20 protein-coding genes are annotated in these 20,341 nt (G+C 66.1%); 9 read left to right on the forward strand and 11 right to left on the reverse strand.

All coding sequences use genetic code 11. The annotated features are described in order from the left end of the window. Positions 1-2: 2 nt before the first annotated feature. The 4 genes from ABE485_RS07415 to ABE485_RS07430 form a co-directional block, all read right to left on the reverse strand. Positions 3-2,114, reverse strand: coding sequence for a TonB-dependent receptor (locus ABE485_RS07415; RefSeq protein WP_346514621.1), 2,112 nt, complete (start codon positions 2,112-2,114; stop codon positions 3-5). A gap of 189 nt (positions 2,115-2,303) precedes the next feature. Next, complete coding sequence (locus tag ABE485_RS07420; RefSeq protein ID WP_346514623.1) at positions 2,304-2,708, reverse strand: DUF2946 family protein; 405 nt, start codon at positions 2,706-2,708, stop codon at positions 2,304-2,306. A gap of 132 nt (positions 2,709-2,840) precedes the next feature. Beyond that, on the reverse strand, positions 2,841-3,392 hold the full coding sequence (locus ABE485_RS07425) for a sugar O-acetyltransferase (RefSeq protein ID WP_346514625.1): 552 nt from the start codon (positions 3,390-3,392) through the stop codon (positions 2,841-2,843). 102 nt (positions 3,393-3,494) lie between these two features. Next, complete coding sequence (locus tag ABE485_RS07430) at positions 3,495-4,637, reverse strand: citrate synthase family protein (RefSeq protein ID WP_346514627.1); 1,143 nt, start codon at positions 4,635-4,637, stop codon at positions 3,495-3,497. 129 nt (positions 4,638-4,766) lie between these two features. Here ABE485_RS07430 and ABE485_RS07435 point away from each other — a divergent pair, with 129 nt between their 5' ends. From ABE485_RS07435 to ABE485_RS07450, 4 genes are all read left to right on the forward strand, one after another. Next, positions 4,767-5,720 (forward strand): 2-hydroxyacid dehydrogenase, encoded by a 954-nt coding sequence (locus ABE485_RS07435; protein ID WP_346514629.1) that lies wholly within the window; start codon positions 4,767-4,769, stop codon positions 5,718-5,720. Positions 5,721-5,737: 17 nt separating this feature from the next. After that, positions 5,738-6,436 (forward strand): fumarylacetoacetate hydrolase family protein, encoded by a 699-nt coding sequence (locus ABE485_RS07440; protein WP_346514631.1) that lies wholly within the window; start codon positions 5,738-5,740, stop codon positions 6,434-6,436. Between the two features lie 56 nt (positions 6,437-6,492). After that, complete coding sequence (locus ABE485_RS07445; RefSeq protein ID WP_346514633.1) at positions 6,493-7,257, forward strand: SDR family oxidoreductase; 765 nt, start codon at positions 6,493-6,495, stop codon at positions 7,255-7,257. A gap of 80 nt (positions 7,258-7,337) precedes the next feature. Then, a complete protein-coding gene (locus ABE485_RS07450; protein WP_346514635.1) occupies positions 7,338-8,315 on the forward strand; it encodes a Bug family tripartite tricarboxylate transporter substrate binding protein in 978 nt (325 codons plus the stop codon). Between the two features lie 132 nt (positions 8,316-8,447). Here ABE485_RS07450 and ABE485_RS07455 read toward each other — a convergent pair whose 3' ends face one another. The 6 genes from ABE485_RS07455 to ABE485_RS07480 all read right to left on the reverse strand — a co-directional run bounded on the left by ABE485_RS07455 (position 8,448) and on the right by ABE485_RS07480 (position 14,114). Then, positions 8,448-9,080, reverse strand: a complete 633-nt coding sequence (locus tag ABE485_RS07455; RefSeq protein ID WP_346514637.1) for a hypothetical protein — start codon at positions 9,078-9,080, stop codon at positions 8,448-8,450. A 233-nt stretch (positions 9,081-9,313) separates the two neighbouring features. After that, the gene (locus tag ABE485_RS07460) at positions 9,314-10,582 is read right to left on the reverse strand and encodes an NAD(P)/FAD-dependent oxidoreductase (protein WP_346514639.1); all 1,269 of its coding nucleotides are present in this window, start codon (positions 10,580-10,582) and stop codon (positions 9,314-9,316) included. Between the two features lie 22 nt (positions 10,583-10,604). Then, positions 10,605-11,903: an NAD(P)/FAD-dependent oxidoreductase gene (locus ABE485_RS07465; RefSeq protein ID WP_346514641.1), complete on the reverse strand. Its 1,299-nt coding sequence runs from the start codon at positions 11,901-11,903 to the stop codon at positions 10,605-10,607. 10 nt (positions 11,904-11,913) lie between these two features. Continuing rightward, positions 11,914-12,645, reverse strand: a complete 732-nt coding sequence (locus ABE485_RS07470; RefSeq protein WP_346514643.1) for an amino acid ABC transporter ATP-binding protein — start codon at positions 12,643-12,645, stop codon at positions 11,914-11,916. Then, positions 12,642-13,301, reverse strand: a complete 660-nt coding sequence (locus tag ABE485_RS07475) for an amino acid ABC transporter permease (protein ID WP_346514645.1) — start codon at positions 13,299-13,301, stop codon at positions 12,642-12,644. The genes ABE485_RS07470 and ABE485_RS07475 overlap by 4 nt, the downstream gene beginning before the upstream one ends. Positions 13,302-13,358: 57 nt before the next feature. Then, complete coding sequence (locus ABE485_RS07480) at positions 13,359-14,114, reverse strand: substrate-binding periplasmic protein (RefSeq protein WP_346514647.1); 756 nt, start codon at positions 14,112-14,114, stop codon at positions 13,359-13,361. Between the two features lie 320 nt (positions 14,115-14,434). On the opposite strand from ABE485_RS07480, the gene ABE485_RS07485 reads away from it, so the two are divergent. Beyond that, positions 14,435-15,292, forward strand: coding sequence for an IclR family transcriptional regulator (locus ABE485_RS07485; protein ID WP_346514649.1), 858 nt, complete (start codon positions 14,435-14,437; stop codon positions 15,290-15,292). Between the two features lie 3 nt (positions 15,293-15,295). Here ABE485_RS07485 and ABE485_RS07490 read toward each other — a convergent pair whose 3' ends face one another. Next, positions 15,296-16,198, reverse strand: coding sequence for a LysR substrate-binding domain-containing protein (locus ABE485_RS07490; RefSeq protein WP_346514651.1), 903 nt, complete (start codon positions 16,196-16,198; stop codon positions 15,296-15,298). Between the two features lie 271 nt (positions 16,199-16,469). Between ABE485_RS07490 and ABE485_RS07495 the strand changes: the two genes are divergently transcribed. The 4 genes from ABE485_RS07495 to ABE485_RS07510 all read left to right on the forward strand — a co-directional run bounded on the left by ABE485_RS07495 (position 16,470) and on the right by ABE485_RS07510 (position 20,069). After that, positions 16,470-17,255 (forward strand): SDR family oxidoreductase, encoded by a 786-nt coding sequence (locus tag ABE485_RS07495; RefSeq protein WP_346514653.1) that lies wholly within the window; start codon positions 16,470-16,472, stop codon positions 17,253-17,255. Positions 17,256-17,296: 41 nt separating this feature from the next. Next, entirely contained in the window at positions 17,297-18,232 is a 936-nt protein-coding gene (locus ABE485_RS07500) for a dihydrodipicolinate synthase family protein (protein ID WP_346514655.1), read from the forward strand. A 107-nt stretch (positions 18,233-18,339) separates the two neighbouring features. Beyond that, a complete protein-coding gene (locus ABE485_RS07505; protein ID WP_346514657.1) occupies positions 18,340-19,344 on the forward strand; it encodes a ComEC/Rec2 family competence protein in 1,005 nt (334 codons plus the stop codon). After that, positions 19,341-20,069 carry a hypothetical protein gene (locus tag ABE485_RS07510; RefSeq protein ID WP_346514659.1) on the forward strand — a complete coding sequence of 243 codons (729 nt, stop codon included), beginning with the start codon at positions 19,341-19,343 and terminating at the stop codon, positions 20,067-20,069. The genes ABE485_RS07505 and ABE485_RS07510 overlap by 4 nt, the downstream gene beginning before the upstream one ends. Positions 20,070-20,341 lie beyond the last annotated feature (272 nt).

The following is a 20,341-nucleotide window of genomic DNA, read 5'->3' on the forward strand; positions in this document are numbered from 1 at the left end:
CCTCAGAAGCGGTGATTCAAGGTCAGTTCAAACCGCCGGCTCGGTCCATACAGCCATTGCGTGGTCGTGTAGTAGGCCGTCGTGAAGTAGGCGCGGTCGAAGACGTTGTAGCCGCGCGCGGTGATGGTGGTGTCTTTGTTCACGTCCCAGCGCAGCGCCAGGTCGGTGGTGGTGTACGACGGCAGTTCGATCGTGTTGGCGCTGTCCGCGTAGCGCTTGCCCACATATTGCACTCCGCCCATCGCCGTCCACCCGGGCTGGAAGTTCCAGCTCAGCCACAGGTTGGCCAGGCGCTGCGGCACGTTGGGCGGCACGTTGCCCGCGCGGGACACGGCGGCGCCCCCGGCCGATTCGGTGAAGTCGTCGTACTTGGCCCGCAGCATGGCCGCGTTGGCCTCGATCTTCCAGCCGGGCGCGAAGGCCAGGGACAGCGAGGTCTCGATGCCCCGCGTGGACTGCTCGCCGACCTGCACGCGCAGGCTGGGATCGGCCGCGTCCCGCGACAGCAGGTTCGACTTGCGGATCTGATAGGCCGCGAGCGTCCATTCGCCGCGGTTGTCCAGGAAGGCCTGCTTCAGGCCGACTTCGATCTGCTTGCCCGTGGACATGTCGAACTTGCCATTGGCCGGGCTGATCATCAGGAGGCCGCTCACGGGGTCGGCGGCCTCGGCGTATTGCGCGTACACGGCCAGGTCCGGCGTCACGTCATAGACGGTGCCGATGCGCCAGCCGACGTCCGAGTAGGTCTGCGACATCGCGCGTTGGTTGGTCACCAGGTCGTCGCGGGTTACCTTGGCGTGGTCGTAGCGCAGGCCGCCGATGACGGACCAGCGCGACGTGAGCGCCAGCCTGTCTTCCAGGAACAGGGCGAACTGGTCCGCCTTGTTGCGGTAACGGGGCAGGAACGGCGCATCGCTCTGGAACCGGCCGTGATCCGGGTCATAGGGGTCGACGGGCCCGGAACTGCCGGCGTACGTGTTGTTGATGTGCTCGAAACTGGCGTGGTTGACGTCGAACCCCACCGACACGGAATTGTCCAGGCCGGCAAGCCTGCCCTTGAAGACCGCGCTGGTGGTCAGCCCGGTCTGCGTCTGGTCGTGCGTGATCTGGGTGTTGTCGGACCGGTCGATCAGGCCGCTGCCGGGGTTGTAGACGTACCGCTCGGCATTGCGCCAGTCGCGGTCGCTCTGCACGTGGTACAGGCGCGTGCGCACGGTGGTTGCGTCGTTGGGGGTCCATACGGTGTCCAGCTGCGTCCACTGGTCGCGAAAGCGCATGAAGCTGTCGCCGACGTTGTAGTTCTGTTTGCGGATGGCGTCGTCCTGTTCCCCATTGATCAGCGGTGTGCCGAAATACCGCATGGGGCGCTGATAGCCGTAGGCGTAGCTGAGCGTGACGTTCAGGTCCGGCGTGGCGTCCCAGCGCAGCGCGCCCGAGAACGTCGCGTCGCCGGACTGGCCGCGGTCGACCCAGCCGTCCGTGTAATTGCCGCTGACATCCAGGCGATAGGACAGCGTGTCGCTGAGCGAACCGCCGCTGCCCAGGCCAAGCCTGGCGGTGTCCTGCGTGCCGATGGTGGCCTGGATCTCGTTTTCGATCGGGCCGCGCGTGGGGCGCTTGGGAATCACGTTGACGACGCCGCCGATGGCGCCGTCGCCGTAGATGACCGACGCGGGACCGCGCAGGACTTCGATGCGCTCCACCGACCAGGTGTCGAACGGAAACGTCAGGCCGACGCCGCCGTATTGGCGCAGGCCGTCGTACAGCCGCATGACGGACGTACTGTCCGTGAAGCCGCGCACGGACAATGCGCTGTTGCCGTTGCCGGGATGGGGCAAGGCCGAAAAGCCGGGCGCACGCGTGATGGCAGTGACGACGCTGGCGTCGCCGCGCGCTTCGATCTGCTCGCGCGAGATGATGTCCACGCTGGCGGGCGTCTCCATCGGCGTAAGGCCCAGATTGGAGCCGGTGCTGGCCGGGGTGGCCAGTGCCGTGTCGGCGCCGCCCGTGACGGTAATGGGCGCCAGCGTGGCGGGAACGGATTGGGCGGCGGCATGGGATGCCGCCAGAACCAGGAGCGTGCTCAGGCACGCCTGCGAGCGAACGATGGCCAAAATGACCCCTCTTCTGTGTCTGTCTTGTCTTGGTCAGCCCGCGGCGCATGGCCGCATGGCGGAGCGGAAAACGAAGAGGGGAAGATCGTGCTGGCGGCGCGGGCGGCATGCCGACGCCTGATGGATGACGTTGCGCGGGCTCCCTCTCTTCGTTGCCATGGACGGCGCTACGCGCGCGCCGATGGCAGATCAGGCAGACAGCGAAGGAGGCGCTCTGGAACCTAGCGGGGGGCCAAGCGGCGGCAGCGGCGGCGCCGCGCGGTGGACGGCCGCACGCGGCGCGTCGTAGGCGGCATGAGCGGCCAGCGCGGGCGCCAGGGCGGCCTCTGGCAGGATTGCATGGGCCGCCAGCGCGCCGAAGGCGCAGGCATCGGCCGGCGCGTGCTTGGCGTCGGACTGTCCCGGCAGGTCGAAGGAAACGTTCATCGTTCCCCCGGCCTCGCACAGGGTGAGCATCAGGGACGTCGTCGAAGGCGCCGCCATGAAGCCGTTCGGAATGACCGCGCGCAGCAAGAAAGCGGCCAGCGCCAGGCAGATGAGAATCCGCCAAGGCAGGCCGCGAGGCTTGATCGCAGGGTACCGGAGTCCAGGCATGGGCCGGATTCTATTACATCGTTTCACTTGCGCTATCAGATTTGACGCAAGTGCGGCAATCGGACGCAGGCGCGGCGCCTGCCTGTCTTCAGGCCTTTAGCGCGATGTGCCGCAACGCCGGCGACGGCTGCCCTACCCCCGCACCCGCGCCGGATTGCCGACGGCCGTGGCGCCCGCCGGCACATCCCGCGTGACCACGCTGCCCGCGCCGATGATGGCGCCGTCTCCGATGGAGACGCCCGGCAGGATGATGGCACCGCCGCCGATCCACACCTGGCTGCCGATGCGCACGGGGCGCCCGGATTCGAGCATCGCGTGGCGCAGCGCCGGATCATGCGGATGGTCGGCGGTGTAGATCTGCACGGCCGGGCCGATCTGCGTGCCGTCTCCGATGATCACCTGCACGACGTCGAGAATGACGCAGTTGAAGTTGATGAAAACGCCCGCGCCCAGCGAGATGTTGTAGCCGTAGTCGCAATGGAACGGCGGCCGGATGATGGCGCCCTCTCCGACGTGCGCGAAGCGGGCCTTGAGCAAGGCATGCCAGCGCGCCGGAGGTTCGTCCAGCATGGCGTTGTACTGCTTCATCCATACCCCGGCCGCCAGCTGGTCCGCCTGGAGTTCGGCGTCTGCCGCGGTGTACAGCTCTCCCGCAAGCATCTTCTGCTTCTCCGTCCGTGTCATGGCGATCTCCTTGTCATCCAGGCCCAGGGTAGCCCGAATCACGTCCGAATCGCGCCCGAATCGCGCCCATTACGCGCCCTTCACGCGCCGGCGGCTTGCCTGCTACGCGCCCTGCGGGGCTATCCCCACGTACCGCCCCCTGGGCCGTATCACCTGCGCCACGCTCAGCTGTTCCAGGCTGTGGGCCAGCAGGCCGATGCTGCGGGCCGTGGCGAAGAGGCCGAACGCCGCGTCGTCCGGCAGCCTGCAATGCGCGGCCAGCGCGGCCAGCGCCACGTCGATGTTGGGATGCAGGCCGGTGAGTTGCGTCGCCTTGTCGATGAAGCGCGTGATCACCTCGGCCGGTTCGAAGAGCGCCAGCAGCGCGGCCGCGCGCGGATCGCCATCCGGGTACAGATGGTGCCCGAAGCCGGCCAGCGGCAGGCCCGTGGACAGGTAGTGGGCGATGACCTGGTCTTCGCCCTGGCGTTCGACGTCGTTGAACAGCGCCTTGACGCGCCCGGAGGCGTCGCCGTGCAAGGGCCCCGACAAGGTGGTCAGCCCGGACAGCAGGCAGGCGGGCAGCGACGCGCCCGTCGACGCCGCGATGCGCGCCGCGAAGGCGGAGCTGGTGAGTTCGTGGTCGACCAGGAGGACCATGGCGGTGCGCAGCAGCTCGGCCGCCTGTTCGGATTGCTTCCAGCCGCGCGCAAAACGCAGATGCAGCGGCTGCTTGCCGTGCTGCGCCCCGAAGGCGCTGGCCAGCTGGCCGACTAGGCTCTGGCATTCGCCGTGCAGGACGCGCGTCATGCGTCCGTGGGTGGAGTGCCCGGTGGCCGCCAGGCCTGCCAGGGTGGTAAAGGCGGCCACGCGCCCCGGCGTGGGCACCCGCGACGCGGACGAGAAATCCGCCGCCTGCCCGGAGTCCCACAGTAGCTGCGCCACGTCTTCCAGGCTGGCCGAGCGCGCAAGTTCCACGGCGTCTTGGCCGCGGTAGTACAGCCGCTGGCGGTGGAAGGTGGAAATGGCGGTGGGAATGCTGGGTTCGGCGCCGAACAGCGTGTTGGCGGCCAGCGTTTCGTGCTTGCGGCCGGCCTGCTTGCGCTTGGCCAGCCCGGCGACGTCTTCCGCCCGATAAAGGCTGCGGCGCGTGTCGGCGGGATCGGGCATGACTTCGAGCTTGCCGCGGCTGACGTAGGCGTAGATGGTCTGCGGCCGCACGCCTAGCCGGCTGCAGGCTTCGGCCATGGTTATCCAGGAAGCCATGATCTCTTGTAGCAAAGTTTATATATTGATTTTATAGATCAATATTGCCTTGCAAATCAATCATTAAATACGATGGACCTATCGTCAACGCGGACCTCAACCCGGTCCGAACTTCAGAGCCGAACCGACATGAAGCCTCAGGTCCTGCAACTCAATCCCATCCTGGTCCCCGCGGTCAACGACCAGCTCGCCTCGCTGTACCAGGTGCACAAGTTCTTCGAGATTTCCGACCAGGCCGCGTGGCTGCGCCAGCACGGCGCGGCGGTCGATGCCGTCATCACGGGCGGCCACACGGGGATTTCGCGGGCCATGCTGGAGCAGCTGCCCCGCGTCAAGGTCGTGGCCGTCAATGGCGTGGGCACCGATGCCGTCGACCTGGCGTACTGCCGCGGCCGCGGCCTGCCCGTCACGGCCACGCTGGGCGCGCTGACGGAAGACGTGGCCGACCTGGCGATCGGACTGCTGATCGCCGCTTGCCGCAACCTGTGCGCCGGTGACCGCTTCGTGCGCGACGGGCTCTGGGAGCAGTTTCCGTCGCCCGGCGCCATTCCCCTGGCCCGCCGCTTCAGCGGCATGCGCGTGGGCATCGTGGGCATGGGCCGCGTGGGCCGCGCCGTGGCCACCCGGGCGGCGGCATTCGGATGCCCGATACGCTACACGGACCTGCGCGCCATGGACGACGTGCCGCACGAATTCGTGCCGGCGCTCGCCGACCTGGCCCGCGCTTCGGATGCGCTGGTCCTGTGCGCGGCGGCGGACAAGGCCGAGGGCATCATCGACGCCGCGGTGCTGGACGCCTTGGGCCCGCGCGGCTTCCTGGTGAACGTGGCGCGCGGGCGCCTGGTGAACGAAGCCGACCTGACGGCGGCGCTGACCGCGGGCCGCATCGCCGGCGTCGGCCTGGATGTGTTCGTCGACGAGCCCCGCGTGCCGGCGGCGCTGCGCCAATCCGACCGCGCGACGCTGCAGGCGCACCGCGCCAGCGCCACCTGGGAGACGCGCGCCGCGATGGGGCAGATGGTGCTGGACAGCCTGGCCCAGGCGCTGGCGGGCCAACGCCCGTCGATGAGCCTGACCACCTGATCGCGGGCCAGACTGCCATGACGGACTTTGCCTTTCCCGCCCCAGCCCCGGTCGCCTTGCCGATCGCCGGCAGCGCGGCCCGGTTTCCGGTGGCCCGCGTCTTCTGCATCGGCCGCAATTACCGGTGGCAGCCCGACGAGCCGCCGCCCAGCGCCCTGCCCGCCTGGTTCATGAAGCCGGCCAGCGCCGTGGTTGCGGCCAGCGGCGATCTGCCCTATCCCCCCGGCACGTCGGACTTCTGCCATGAGATCGAGCTGGTGGTGGCGATCGGCCGGGGCGGCCGCGACATCGCGCCCGAGCACGTCCAAGACCGGCACATCTGGGGCTACGCGGCCGGGCTGGACCTGACGCGGCGCGACCTGCAGCGCGAGGCCAAGCAGGCGGGCGGCCCGTGGGAACCCGCCAAGGCCTTCGACCGCTCGGCGCCCTGCACCCCGATCGTTCCCGTCGCCGATTGCGGCCATCCCCGCCAGGGAGCGCTGTGGCTCACCGTGAACGGCGTGGAACGCCAGCGCGCGGACCTGTCGGACCTGTTGTGGCCCGTGCCCGAGCTGGTGGCGATGCTGTCGCGGTCGGTCGCGCTGGTGCCCGGCGACCTGATCTACACCGGCACGCCCGCCGGCGTGGGCCCGCTGGCGCCCGGCGACACCGTAAGCGCCGGCGTGGCGGACGTCGGGCAGTTCACCCTGACCGTGACGGCCGGCCGCGCCGGCTGACGCCAGCCCCCCCTTTCATTCTTTGCCCTATCCCATCCGAACCAAGGAGTCTTCCCTTGAACGCAAGCGCTACCCCGAAAATCGCCCTGGTCACGGGCGCAGGCAGCGGCGTCGGCCGCGTCACTGCCATCACCCTGCTGAACGACGGCTGGACCGTCGTGCTGGCCGGCCGCCGCGCCGATCCGCTGCAGACGCTGCAGGCCGAGGCCGCCTCGCGCGGCCACACCGCGCTGGCGGTGCCCACCGACGTCACCAGCCCCGACAGCGTGCAGGCGCTGTTCGACACCATCGAAAGCCGCTTCGGCCGGCTGGACCTGTTGTTCAACAACGCCGGCGTGAATGCGCCCGCCGTGCCCATGGACGAGCTGCCGCTGGACAAGTGGTTCAACGCCATCAACACCAACGTGACCGGCGTGTTCCTGTGCGCCCGCGCGGCCTTCGGGCTGATGCGCCGCCAGTCGCCGCAGGGTGGCCGAATCATCAACAACGGATCGATCTCGGCGCACACGCCGCGCCCCTACACCGCGCCCTATACCGCCAGCAAGCATGCCGTCACGGGCCTGACCAAGTCGCTGGCGCTGGACGGCCGCGCCTTCAACATCGTCGCCGGCCAGATCGATATCGGCAACGCGTTGACCGAGCTGTCCGAACGCATGACGCGCGGCGTCCTGCAGGCCAACGGCACGACCGCGCCGGAACCCATGATGGACGCCGTCCACGTCGCCAACGCCGTGCGCCACATGGCGTCGCTGCCTTTGGACGCCAACGTCCTGACCATGACCGTCATGGCCAGCGCCATGCCCTACGCCGGGCGCGGCTGAGGCCCCACCGCGCCAGCGGGGCCAGCCCCCGCTGGCGCATCACAGAGTTGACAGAAGTTGACCACCCCAAGGAGACAAGCATGACCTTCACCACGCTGGCCAGGACCCTGGCCTTGACCGCGGCAGCCGTTGCCGCGGCGCCCGGCCTGGCCGCGGCGCAGAACTACCCCGCCCGCCCCATCAGCATCATCGTGCCCGCGCCGCCGGGCGGCGGCATCGACATGATCGCCCGCGTCGTCGGCGAGAAACTCTCGGTGTCCCTGGGACAGCCGGTGATCGTGGACAACCGCCCCGGCGCTTCCAACAACCTGGGCACCGCCCTGCTGGCCAACGCCAAGCCCGACGGCTACACCATCGGCATCGTGGGCGGCAGCCACAACATCAACAAATACCTGTTCAAGAATCTGGGCTGGGATCCGCAGAAGAGCTTCGAACCCATCGTCTACACCCACGAGATCCCCCTCGTGTTCTCGGTCTATCCGAAGATTCCCGCCAAGACGCTGCCCGAACTGGTGGACTGGATGAAGGCCCATCCCGACGACGCCAAGGTCGCCACGTCGGGCCGCGGCAGCGCGCAGGAAATGGCTGCCGAGATGTTCCGCATGGTCAGCGGCGCCCCCATGCTGCTGATCCCGTACAAGGGCTCGTCGGCCGCCCACCCGGACCTGCTGGCCGGACGCACGGTGCTGTACATCGACACCCTCAGCGCCATGCAGGAACAGGTCAAGGCCGGCAATGTGCGCGCCGTGGCAATTTCCACGGGCAAGCGCGCCAAGGCGCTGCCCGACGTGCCCACCGCGCAGGAACAGGGTTTCAAGACCTACGACGCCAACACCAACGGCGGCTTCCTGGCGCCCGCCGGCACGCCCAAGGAGATCATCGCGAAGCTCAACGCCGAGATCAACGCGGCCCTGAAACAGCCGGCGGTGCGCGCCAAGCTGGAAGCCGCCGGCATCGAAGTCCAGGGCGGCACGCCGCAGGACTACGCGGCGCTGATCCAGTCGGATCTGGACAAGTGGGGCAAGGTGGTGAAGGAGGCGGGGATACAGCCGGAGTAAGGGTTGGAGAGGCAACGGCCGAGAATTGGGCCTTCGACCGTTGCCTTGAATCAGTATCCCAGCTATCACGACAAGCCGGAGAGGTCGGACGGCGCCAAGGTCGCGGCTGTGCACAGTTCCGAGCAGCTCCTCTCAACGACGCGGGTGACTATCGACGGACGAGGGAGTTCTCGGCCTGCAGACAATTGACTTTTCGTGGTCGATCTCCCGTGTTCCAGGGGTAACAGTATCCTCGAGAATAGATCTCACCAGGTCGTAGTACAGAATATCGAGGCGCTGAACGCGCTCTTCGGTAAAGTATGCATTCCAGTCGCCATCCCACCCCGACTTACTGCCGGCAACTTTCTCTGCCTTGAAGGATCTGATTCTTGCCTCCGGCCATTCGTACGTTTTAAACGCGCCTCCCGTAAAGGCCGCATAACGCATTTCTGTATTTTCGGACCAGTACGGCAAGTAACTGCAAAATTGGCGGTCGACTTCACGCTTGAATTCGACAATTTGGACGGGGTTGTAAGAGCGAAAATCGCCCACGTCCGACACATACACAAATATGATGTTTAGCTTGCGTCCCATGTCCTGGTAGATTTTTTGCTTCTCCGCCAGAACCTGCTTCTCCCTATCCAAAGCCCCTTCGCGCTCCTGGAGCGCATTGTTTACCACCCAGGTGAGCATGAGCAAGACCAGTGGCACCAATGCAGAAAGAAAGAACTTCCACCGCTCGATCCGTAGTTCCTGCTCCCGGAAGCGCATTTCGTCGGGATCCATTGGTGCCTCTCATTCTCCCTCCGGGCTGTGGAGGAAGGTCAACGGCTCGCAGCATCGATCAATGCCTGATTCAAGAGCGAACCACGAGGATGCGCCGTTCGCAGTCTTGTCGGCGCATCGCGTACACCTGTTACCTTCGTAGGATTATTTGATTTCGCGCACGTCTGCGCAATAGTGAATCTCTACTAATTAAATCCCGTGGTTAGCAGCGCTGAGAAATGGCCCACCCTGCCTCACGCATACCGTTCCAGCCGGAACGGCCGCACATCCACCGGCGCCGGCCGTCCCTGGATGATCGCCGCCATGGTCTCGCCCACCGCCGGCCCGATGCCGAAGCCGTGCCCGGAAAAGCCCGAGGCCAGGAACAGCCCGGGCGCCTGGTCGACAGGCGCCATGACGGGCATGGCGTCGGGGGTGACGTCGATGTATCCACCCCACGACTGCGCGACGCGCGCCTGGCGGAATACCGGAAAGGCGTGCAGCAGCCGGTTCCAGGCTTGGTCGATGCCGCGCGCGTACGGCGCGGGGTCCAGCACGCGGCAGCGTTCATAGGGGGTTTCGCGGTCTGCCGGGAAGCGGCGCGGAATGGCCAGTTCCTCGAAGAAGCGCTTGCTGAACCGCACCCGGACCAGCGCGTTGTTGGCGATCCAGGTGCGCAGGAACTTGCTCATCAGGCGGAAGCTGTCCGGCACGACCTCGGCCAGCGATGCCGAGAATTGCGATACGGTGTAGCCGCCGTCGGCGCGCTTGCGGCAGGTGAAGTCCTTGCCGTTGATGGCCAGCGATACGCCGGCATCGAAGGGCTCGGTGCGCAGGGCCGACCCGCGCACCTTGAGCTGCGGGAAGTCCACGCCCAGGTTGCCGCAGAACAGGCGCGACCAGCCGCCCGCCGCCACCAGCACGGCCTGCGCGCGCACGGCGCCGCGCTCGGTGATGACCGTGTCGACCCGGCCGGCGGTCTTTTCCACGCCGCGCACCGCACAGCCTTCGTAGATCATCGCACCGGCCTCGCGCGCCAGGGCCGCCACGCCCTGCGTCGCGATCTGCGGCTCGGCCACGCCGTCGCCCGCGCTGTACATGCCGCCCGTCCAGGCGCGCTCCGTGCGCGGCAGGAGGCGCAGCGCCGCGTCTCGGCCCAGCATTTCCGCCTGGACGCCATGGGCGCGCGCCTCGCGCAGCCAGGTCTCGTTGGCCGCGGCGTCGGCCTCGTTTTCGTGCAGGTACACCAGCCCGTTGCGGCGGTAGCCGACCTCGACACGCGCCTGGATGTCGCTCCAGAGCTGGTGCGCCCGCACGGCCAGCGGCACTTCGGGCAAGTCGCGGCCCAGCGTGCGCACCCAGCCCCAGTTGCGCGAGGACTGCTCGCAGGCCAGCGTGCCCTTTTCGAACAGCGCCGTGCGCACGCCGGCGCGCGCCAGCGCAAGCGCCGTGCTGGCGCCAATGATGCCGCCGCCGATGATCGCCACGTCCACGGTGGCGGGAAACTGCGTTTCAGTAGTCATGACGTTAGGAAAATGGCGGCATTCATGCGGGGTAGCCCAGCGCGTCGCGCAGGCGGTACCAGTTGATGGCCAGCGCGGCGCCGAACTGCCGCGCCGGATAGAACGGCATGCGCGCAACGGGGGTGACGGGGTAATCGAGCTTGTCCTGCGCCACGCCGCGAACGGCGTCCGTGAGCACGCGGCCCAGCGCCGTGCCCATGGCCACGCCACGGCCGCAATAACCGTAGGCCGTCCAGATGCCCGGCGCCAGCCGATGCAGGTGAGGCAGGTCGTCCATGGTCATGCCCACCCGGCACGCCCAGCCATGGCGCCAGGCAGCGTCGGCCAGCTGTGGGAAACGCGCCACCGCGGCGCGGCGCAGCTGATCGCTGGTCGACGGGTCCAGCCGTTCAGACGAATGGCCGCGTCCGCCGATGACAAAGCGGCCCTCGGGGTCGATGCGGCAGTAATAAGTGATCTTGCGCGTTTCCGAGACCCCGGCGCGCAGCGGCATCAATTGCTGCTGCAGCGACGCGGGCAGCGGGTCGGTGGCGATCTGCGCGCTGGCCACGTTGACATAGGACTGCGCCACGGCCGGCCAGAGCCGGTCGGTGTAGGCGTCCGTGGCCAGCACCACGTGGCGCGCCTTGACCGGCACGCCGTTCACGGTAAGCGTGGCGCCGCCGTCCGCCGCCGGGGCGATGGCCGACACCGGCGAATGGTCATGGATCGCCGCGCCCGCCTCGACGGCCGCGCGCGCAAGGCCCCGCGCGAACGCCAGCGGATGCACCGAGCCGGCGCGCTTCTCGCGCAGGCCGGCCGGCCAGAAGGTCGAGCCCGTGGCCGCGCGCATCGCATCGAAGTCCAGGTATTCGACATCGGCGCCGTGCGCGTTCAGTTCGCTTGCCCGTCGCTTCACGTAGTCGCCCGAAGCGGCCGAGAACGCGCCCTGGATCCAGCCGTTGCGCGTGGGCGCGCAGTCGATGCCCAGGCGCTCGACCAGTTCGAACAGGTAATCGGCGTTGCCATAGGCAAAGCGCATCATCCGCCCGGCCGCGTCGGCGCCGAACCGGCGGATCAGGGCCTCGGGCCCGGGTTTGACGCCCGGCACCACCTGGCCGCCATTGCGCCCGGAGGCGCGGTGCGCCACTTCGTGCGCCTCGAACAGCGCAACGTTGAAGCCGGCCTGCGCCAAATGCAGCGCGGCCGACAGGCCGGTGACGCCGCCGCCGACCACGGCCGCGTCGACGTCCAGCGGCCGGTCCAGCGCCGGCGACGCGGGGCGCGGCGGCGTGGTGGCGGCCCACAGCGACGCCGCGGGCGAAAACAGATCGTTGTTCATGGGGCCGGTGTCATTGAACGTGAGTGACGCGTTTGAGGAAGTCGCGCATGCGATCGTTGCGCGGATTGGTCAGCACTTCGCGCGACGGGCCCTGTTCCGCGATGCGCCCGTGTTCAAGGAACAGCACGCGGTCGGACACGTTGCGCGCGAAATCCATTTCGTGCGTGACGATGACCATGGTCATGCCCTTTTCGGCCAGCGTGCGCATGACCGCAAGCACCTCGCCCACCAGTTCCGGATCCAGGGCCGACGTGGGCTCGTCGAAGAGGATGGCCTCGGGCTCCATGGCCAGCGCGCGGGCGATGGCCACCCGCTGTTGCTGGCCGCCGGAAAGCTGCTGCGGATAGTGGTTCATCTTTTCCGCCAACCCGACGGACGCCAGGATCTCGCGCCCGCGCTCGGTGGCCGACGCCAGGCTTTCGCCCTTGACGTGCACGGGGCCTTCCACGACGTTCTCGAGCGCCGTGCGGTGCGGGAACAGGTTGAAGCGCTGGAACACCATGGCCACCCGCTGCCGGATGTTCTGGATGTCTTTCCGGCGCGCATCCACCGTGACGCCGTCGACCGTGATGCGACCGCCTTCGTAGCGTTCCAGGCCGTTGATGCAGCGCAGGAGCGTGGACTTGCCGGAGCCGGAAGGCCCGATCAGGCAGACGACTTCTCCCTGGTTGATCTGGGCGTCGATGCCGTCCAGCACCCGATGGCTGCCGTACGACTTGCTGAGGTTTTCGATCTTGATCATTGGCGGCGTCCCAGGCGGCGTTCGAGTTTGCCGATGAAATACATCATGGGCAGGCTCATGGCCAGGTACATCAGGGCGACCAGCGTGAAGATGGTGGCGCTCTTGAAGGTGGCCGAGGCGATGAGCTTGCTTTGCATGGACAGCTCGACCACGGTGATGACCGCCGTCTGCGAGGAGTCCTTGAGCATCATGACGACGTTGTTGCCGTAAGGGGGCAGCGCCACCTTGAACGCCTGCGGTAGCACCACGCGCCGCATCAGCTTGGTGCGCGACATGCCCAGCGACTGGGCCGCCTCGAACTGGCCAGGATCGACCGCGTCGATGCCGGCACGGAAGACCTCGGACATGTACGAGGAATACGCCACGCCCAGGCCCAGCGCCCCGGCCTGGAAGGCAGTCAGGCTGACCCCGGCCTCCGGCATCACGAAGTACATGTAGAACAGCACGACGATGATCGGCACGCCGCGGATGAGGTTGGTCAGGATGCGGCTGGCGTGCGACAGCGACGCAATGCCGCTGACCCGCAGCAAGGCCCAGAACAGGCCCAGCGCCGTGGCGATCACCAGGGCCGCGGCAGTGATGGCGATGGTGGTCATCACCCCCTGCATCAGCACCGGGAAGAACTCCGAGGCGTCACTGAAGAAAGATTGGAACATCTTGGGAAACCCTGTTTGGCTGGGCGCCGCCGCGGCCGGGCCGGGCGGCGCGCGGGATCAGTGCGTGACGCCCCACTTCTTCATGATGGCGGCGATGGTGCCGTCCTGCTTGAGCGCGTCGATGGCGGCATTGAGCTGCTTGACGCGGTCGGCGTCGCCCTTGCGCACCGCCAGCGCGATGTTGGTCGGCATGGCCGGCTGGTAGCTGTCGACGTAGCGCACATTGCGCACGCCCTGGGTGCGCACCTGATACGAGATCACGGGACCATCGCCGAACGCGGCGTCCAGCCGGCCGAGCGCGACGTCGCGCACCAGGTCGGCCATGGTCTCGTACATCTTGACTTCCTTCAGGCCCGCGGCGGACTTGAGGGGTTCGACGTAGAGCGTGCCGATCTGGACGCCCACGGTCTTGCCCTTCAGGTCGGCAATGCTCTTGTAATCGGCCTTGTCCTTGTCCGGCACGATCAGCGCCTCGCCGTATTCGAGCACCACCTGCGTGAAGTCGACGACCTCGGCGCGCTGGGGCGTCTTGGCGAATGCCGAGGCGATCATGTCGATCTTGCTGGTCTGCAGGGCCGGCACCAGCGAGGCGAACGGGATGGGCATCACTTCCGGCGTGAATCCGGCCTTTTTGCCGACTGCATCAGCGATGTCGATCATCACGCCCTTCAAGGTGTTGGTCTTCGGGTCCAGGAAGTTGAACGGCACCGCGGTGGGCGTGGCGCCCACCTTGACGGTCTGGGCATGCGCACCCGAGAGCACGGCAGCGCACAGCGCCGTGGCCAACAACGATTTCAGTGTCTTGTGCAGCATCGGAATCCCCTTGGAAGCCGGAATCGCGCGCTGTTACGTCGGTTGGACGTCCGATTTCGTCCCGTTTCGGCGCGCATCATCATATCGAATAGCGATATGGCTATATCGCATGTAGATTTTATAAGCGCTGCGGCCAACCGCTGTCAACACGGGTCTACCCACCCATAAGACCTTATCAATTAAGGGTTTTCCCGAAACTTCCGAATGACCTTCCGCAAGAATTTCTGTAATTCAGCCTGCTTTTTCTTGCTTTCATTCGCATTGGAATGCAATCTGTGCCTATCGCAATTTGTAAACGGCGGCCGCGGCTGCCCCTTCCCATGAATCCGGAATCTTCTTCGCTGTATGTGCAATCGCTGGCCACGGGCATCGCGGTGCTGGACGCCTTCACGGCCGAACGCGCGTCCATGAGCCTGCCGGACATCGCCGCGGCGGCCGGCATCACCCGCAGCGCCGCGCAGCGCTTCGCCTTCACGCTGGAAGCGCTGGGCCTGCTCAACAAGGATCCGGTCACCAAACGCTATTCGCTGTCGTCGCGCACCCTGGACACGGGCTGCCGCTATCTGGAATCGCATCCGCTGCTGGACCGCGCCAACCCCTTTCTGCTCGAGCTCAACCGCAATGCGGGCGAAACGGTCAACCTGGCCGAGCCGGCCGGCCAGGACATGATCTACATCGGCCGTTTTCCCAGTCCGCTGCGCCTGCTGGTGCACATGCCGGTGGGCCGCCGCATCCCGCTGTACTGCTCGTCCACGGGGCGGGTCTATCTGGCGGGCATGAGCGATGACGACGCCCGCGCCGCGCTGGCGGCCTGCGACCGCGTGAAGTACACGCCCAACACGCTGACCGACCTGGATGCGCTGATGGAGCAGGTTCGGATATCGCGCGAGCAGGGCTACGCCTGCTGCCTCGAGGAGTACTACCGTGGCGACCTGGCGCTGGCCGTGCCCATCTACGACCTGAGCCAGCGCGTGGTGGCGGGCCTGCAGTTGTCGGTGTCGGCCACCAAATGGACCGCGAAACGCGCCATTTCGCGCTTCATCCCGATGATGCTGGAAACGGCGCGGCAGATATCCAACTCGCCGTCCACGCCGCGCCCGCTGGCCCCCTATGGCGGCGGGGCGGCGCGCGACCTGCACGCGCAGCCGCCTGGCCGGCCGGCCGGACGCAAGGCCTGAAAATCAGGCTGGCGCGCCGGCGCTTTCTTCCAGCAGCCAGTCCCGGAACGCCGCCACCGCCGGGATCGCCAGCTTCTCCGGCGGCGCCAGGAAGAAATATCCCGCGCCGGTGTTGAACGTTTCGTCCAGCGCCGGCGCCAGCACGCCTTGCCGCAGTTCGTCTTCCACCAGGAAAGTGGGCAGGAGGCCGATGCCGATGCCCGACGCCGCGGCCTGGATCAGGTGCGTGGTCAGCTCGAACTGCGGCCCCCAGCGCATGGAGCGCAGGGGCAGCCCGTGCGCCTCGAACCAGCGCTGCCAGACTGACGGACGCGCGGCCACCTGCAGCAGCATGTGGCGGGCCAGGTCGGCGGGCTGGCGCGCCGGATGGCTGGCCGCCAGTTCGGGGCTGATCACCGGGATGACCTGCTCGTCCAGCAGGCGGTGCGGGACGAGTCCCGGCCAATCGCCGTCGCCCACGGCGATCACGGCGTCGATGCCCGCCAGGTCCAGGTCGAATCGGTACACCCGCGAATGCAGGTGCACCAGGATGCCGGGGTGGCGCGCGTAGAAGCGATTGAGCCGCGGCATCAGCCATTTCGCGGTAAAGGTGGGCAGCGCGGCCAGATGGAAGGCGCCGCGGCCCGTGCGATGCGAAATCGCCTGCAGCGAGGCGCTACGGATGCGCTGCAGCGCGGCCGCCAGCTCCTTCTGGTAGCCCACGCCGGCTTCGGTCAGCAGGATGCGCCGCTTCTCGCGCCGGAACAGCGGAACCTCCAGCAGGTCCTCCAGCGCCTGCACCTGCCGGCTGACGGCGCTTTGGGTCAGCGCCAGCTCGGTCGCGGCCCGCGTGAAGCTCAGGTGGCGCGCGCTGGCCTCGAAAGCCAGCAGCAGGGACATGGAGGGGGTCAGGCGGCGCGGGTTCATTCTATAAACACATGAATTCGACCGGGCCACTATACCGTGCCGGGCCGGAACTCCCATTTCCTTGCAGACGGATAACCCGCTCCGTAGGCGCAAGTTCATTCATAAAGTGAATGACGTGCCTGAATATTTTCCGCTTTTTCCAACCCGGCCCGGCGGCGGACAATAGCCCCGAAGATTGCGATTGCGCAGCGGACCAAGGACGCGGCACGCGCAAGATGAGGACGGACGGCGCGTGTTCCGGCCGTCCGGGTTTTATTCCGTGGAGGTAAAGATGGATCTGGGTATCGAGAACAAGACCGCGCTGGTGCTGGGCGGCGGCGGCGGACTGGGCGGCGCGATTGCGGCGTCCCTGGCGCGTGAAGGCGCGAAGGTGGTGGTGGCGGACCTGAATCTGGACGCCGCCGCAGCCACGGCCGACAAGATCAAGGCCGACGGCCTGGCCGCCCATGCGCTGCAATGGGACCTGCGCGCGCTGGACGCCTTCGACAGCCAGGTGGGCTGGATCGAGTCCAACGTGGGCCCCGTCGACATCCTGGTCAACAATACCGGCGGCCCGCCGCCCACGCCCTCCTCCGGCCAGTCCGCCGACCTGTGGCGCGAGCATTTCGAAGGCATGGTGCTGTCCGTCATCAAGCTGACCGACCGTGTGCTGCCCGGCATGCGCGAACGGCGCTGGGGCCGCATCATCACCAGCACGTCGTCGGGCGTGATCGCGCCGATCCCCAACCTGGGCATCTCCAATGCCCTGCGCATGTCGCTGGTGGGCTGGTCCAAGACGCTGGCGCGCGAAGTCGGCAAGGACGGCGTCACGTCCAACATCGTGCTGCCGGGCCGCATCGCCACCGCGCGCATCGCCTTCCTGGATGAAGCGCGCGCCAAGCGCGAAGGCCGCAGCAAAGAGGACGTCAGCCGAGAAAGCACGGAATCCATACCCGTGGGCCGCTACGGCGACCCGGCCGAATACGGCGACGCCGTCGCCTTCCTGGCCAGCGCCCGCGCCAGCTACATCACCGGATCGACGATCCGCGTGGACGGCGGCCTGATCGCCAGCATCTGAACGCGGCAACCACCACGACCGCATTTTCAAGGACATCGACCATGAAACTGACTGCCGACGCCAAGGGCGTCTTTCCCATCGCCCCCACGCCGTTCTTCGACGACGGCGCCGTGGACTACGCGTCCATCGACCGCATGATGGATTTCTACCAGGCTTGCGGTTCGACCGGCCTGACCGTGCTGGGCCAGCTGGGCGAGGCCCCGAAACTGGACTTCTCGGAATCGCTGGAGATCGCCTCGCGCGTCATCGCCAAGTCGGGCGGCATGCCCATCGTGGTGGGCGTGTCCGCGCCCGGCTTCGCGTCCATGCGCTCGCTGACCCGCGAAGTGATGGACCGCGGCGCCGCCGGCGTGATGATCGCGCCACCCAACACCCTGCGCACCGACGACCAGATCGTCACGTATTACCAGCAGGCGGTCGAGGCCATCGGCGCCGACGTGCCCTTCGTGCTGCAGGACTATCCGCTGACCTTTTCCGTGCAGATGGCGCCGTCGGTCATCCGCCGCATCGTGACCGACCTGCCGTCGTGCGTGATGCTCAAGCACGAGGACTGGCCCGGCCTGGAAAAGATCTCGGCGCTGCGCCGCTTCGAAGCCGACGGCTCGATGCGCCACATCTCGATCCTGTGCGGCAACAACGGCCTGTTCCTGGACTACGAGATGGCGCGCGGCGCCGACGGCGCCAACACCGGCTACTGCTTCCCCGACATGCTGTGCGACTTCGTCAAATGGGTGGGCGAAGGCAAGACCGAAGAGGCGCACGACCTGTTCGACGCCCACCTGCCCCTGCTGCGCTACGAGCAGCAGCCGGGCGTGGGGCTGGCCGTGCGCAAGTACGTGATGATGCGCCGGGGCATCCTGGCAAGCGCCGCGCAGCGCCGGCCGGGCGGCGCGCTGACGCCGCAGGCCAAGTCCGAAGTCGACCACCTGCTGGGCCGGCTGGGGCGGCGCGATCCCCGGGCGAAGATACTCGATTGATCCAGCAATAACCCGGAGCAAGAGGCGGTAGTATCCGTCTCTTGCCCGCTTTCTTTTCAAGGACCGCGGAGCCCTAATTCTTTTCTGCAACCGACGCAATACGGTCCATGCCATCCGAAAACAATCTAAGAATCAGCTTTCTCGCTGTCGGAAATGGTGACTGCGCCCTAATTCAGTTCAATAGCGGCCAGTACAGTATCTTGGTTGATTCAGGCCCCAGCCGCTCAACCGTGGCGCAACGAACTGTTTCGCAGCTCAAGCAATTGCTGCCCAACTCCAAACCCGTCGATTTGGCGATCCTGACACATCACGACGATGACCACATCGGCGGATTTCTTGAGTTTTTTAGATCTAACGATATTCCCATTCATCAGGCTCTTTTCAATTCTCCAGCCCTGCTCGCCGCTTTGCTGGCTAACGACGACCCTCAAGAAATATCCGTGAAGCAAGCCAGGTTGCTGCAGGATATGAAAGCGCCCTGCAACACCCACGTTATTTGTTCCGGAGAGACGATCAAAGTGTTCGGCGGCAAGGCGGAACTGCGGATCCTGACCCCGTGGAAACGTGACATCCTGCAGTACGGCCGGTCGATTCTTGAGGAACTCACGCCTCCTCAGCCAATATCCGTAAAGAAGCCCTTCCGACGCATCGACGAGGTTCTTTCCGGCGTCGACACTTTCGAACAAGATTCGTCAAAATCGAACCTGCTCAGCATTTCTTTCATTCTCAATTACATCGGTAGATCATGGCTCTTCCTGGCTGATGCTTGGCCGTCTCGAGTTGTGCGCGCACTGAAAACAATCGATGCAAGCAACTCTCCCGAGTTTGCGCTAACGAAAATTGCCCATCACGGCAGCCAGGGAAACACGGACAAACAACTGGCAGAACTATTACGATGCTCCGATTTCGTGGTCCCCGCAGCTGGCGGGCGGCATCCCGACGAACAGGTTTTCGGTCGCATCGTGGCCGGCACTGGCAACCGCCGGGCCAGATTCCATTTCCCGGAAAAAACGCCTGACCTTGCCAGGCTCACGGCGGAAAGCGATTTCTGCTTCCAATTCCCTGATAACGGCAGGATGCTGGATTTCTATTACGACGATATTGAAAAATGAGAGACACAATCCTTGAACTGGTCGACATGATCGCACCCAAGATCGAGTCGTCCATATTGCCGATTAAGCTACTGAAAGATGGCGTACCAGCCGAAATCATCGGGACCGGATTTCTTGCGGTCTTTGAGGACGCTCCATGCTTGGTAACTGCGGCGCATGTCATTTCCGAATACGGACAAGCGAACTTGTGCTTAGTCCTGAATGACATAGTGCATGGCCTGTCCAGTTGGACTTTCGCCTCGAGTAGGGAAGACGACTTGTGCGTTGCCGGCTTGAGCCCAGAATTCAGCGAGCTTGTGCGAGGGAATTACAAGATTCCAATTGTTCGCAACTTAGGGCCATTGCGGAACTCATGCATGGGCGTGGTTGTCTTGGGATTCCCGCAGCATTTCATCGTGGACGGAACGCAATGGGCTCTGCCGATTTCAACCCATCTGGAACATCGGGACATCAGCACCAGCACCAAGATTCACTCTCCAATTATCTACTATCTGAACGATGAGGAGCTGGCTAACCGGATTGGCACACTGACCATCCCATCCCCGGACATGCCGGGCATGAGTGGATCCCCCGCAATGGCATGGACATATATTTTTTCCGGCCCAGAGGAAGGAAATTTGAGCGTTGCGCTGCAATCCGTATTGGTCCAATGGCACTCCGGTGATGGATATCTGGTCGGATCAGCCACTGGCAGACTGGTCGACCTTCTCGACACCGCCAGATAGGAATCGCGCCGCTTAGGTAACGGCGACTATTTCCAAGGTAACAGCAAGTTAATTCCCGGCATTCGCTCATGCGGCGTTTGCCGGCCCGCCCGCGAGCGGCCACCGCCCTCGAAAGCGCCCTCGCCGGCGGCATTTTCCCGGCCGCTTGCGCACCCGGCACGGCCCGTCTCCCCTCGCGATGTCCCCTGCGCGCGCCGCAATACTTGTGTTGACACCATCGGAACGCAGCAACTATGTTCTGTGCCGCCGATGATTCGGCACCAATAACCCCC

Origin of the sequence: Achromobacter spanius (assembly GCF_039673305.1) — a bacterium.
Lineage (GTDB): Bacteria > Pseudomonadota > Gammaproteobacteria > Burkholderiales > Burkholderiaceae_B > Achromobacter > Achromobacter spanius_F.

Excerpts from the sequence above, each read along its gene's own strand:
- ABE485_RS07420 (WP_346514623.1), bottom strand. The coding sequence starts at position 2,708 with ATGCCTGGACTCCGGTACCCTGCGATCAAGCCTCGCGGCCTGCCTTGG.
- ABE485_RS07425 (WP_346514625.1), bottom strand. The coding sequence starts at position 3,392 with ATGACACGGACGGAGAAGCAGAAGATGCTTGCGGGAGAGCTGTACACC.
- ABE485_RS07430 (WP_346514627.1), bottom strand. The coding sequence starts at position 4,637 with ATGGCTTCCTGGATAACCATGGCCGAAGCCTGCAGCCGGCTAGGCGTG.
- ABE485_RS07435 (WP_346514629.1), top strand. The coding sequence starts at position 4,767 with ATGAAGCCTCAGGTCCTGCAACTCAATCCCATCCTGGTCCCCGCGGTC.
- ABE485_RS07440 (WP_346514631.1), top strand. The coding sequence starts at position 5,738 with ATGACGGACTTTGCCTTTCCCGCCCCAGCCCCGGTCGCCTTGCCGATC.
- ABE485_RS07450 (WP_346514635.1), top strand. The coding sequence starts at position 7,338 with ATGACCTTCACCACGCTGGCCAGGACCCTGGCCTTGACCGCGGCAGCC.
- ABE485_RS07455 (WP_346514637.1), bottom strand. The coding sequence starts at position 9,080 with ATGGATCCCGACGAAATGCGCTTCCGGGAGCAGGAACTACGGATCGAG.
- ABE485_RS07460 (WP_346514639.1), bottom strand. The coding sequence starts at position 10,582 with ATGACTACTGAAACGCAGTTTCCCGCCACCGTGGACGTGGCGATCATC.
- ABE485_RS07465 (WP_346514641.1), bottom strand. The coding sequence starts at position 11,903 with ATGAACAACGATCTGTTTTCGCCCGCGGCGTCGCTGTGGGCCGCCACC.
- ABE485_RS07470 (WP_346514643.1), bottom strand. The coding sequence starts at position 12,645 with ATGATCAAGATCGAAAACCTCAGCAAGTCGTACGGCAGCCATCGGGTG.
- ABE485_RS07475 (WP_346514645.1), bottom strand. The coding sequence starts at position 13,301 with ATGTTCCAATCTTTCTTCAGTGACGCCTCGGAGTTCTTCCCGGTGCTG.
- ABE485_RS07480 (WP_346514647.1), bottom strand. The coding sequence starts at position 14,114 with ATGCTGCACAAGACACTGAAATCGTTGTTGGCCACGGCGCTGTGCGCT.
- ABE485_RS07485 (WP_346514649.1), top strand. The coding sequence starts at position 14,435 with ATGAATCCGGAATCTTCTTCGCTGTATGTGCAATCGCTGGCCACGGGC.
- ABE485_RS07490 (WP_346514651.1), bottom strand. The coding sequence starts at position 16,198 with ATGAACCCGCGCCGCCTGACCCCCTCCATGTCCCTGCTGCTGGCTTTC.
- ABE485_RS07495 (WP_346514653.1), top strand. The coding sequence starts at position 16,470 with ATGGATCTGGGTATCGAGAACAAGACCGCGCTGGTGCTGGGCGGCGGC.
- ABE485_RS07500 (WP_346514655.1), top strand. The coding sequence starts at position 17,297 with ATGAAACTGACTGCCGACGCCAAGGGCGTCTTTCCCATCGCCCCCACG.
- ABE485_RS07505 (WP_346514657.1), top strand. The coding sequence starts at position 18,340 with ATGCCATCCGAAAACAATCTAAGAATCAGCTTTCTCGCTGTCGGAAAT.
- ABE485_RS07510 (WP_346514659.1), top strand. The coding sequence starts at position 19,341 with ATGAGAGACACAATCCTTGAACTGGTCGACATGATCGCACCCAAGATC.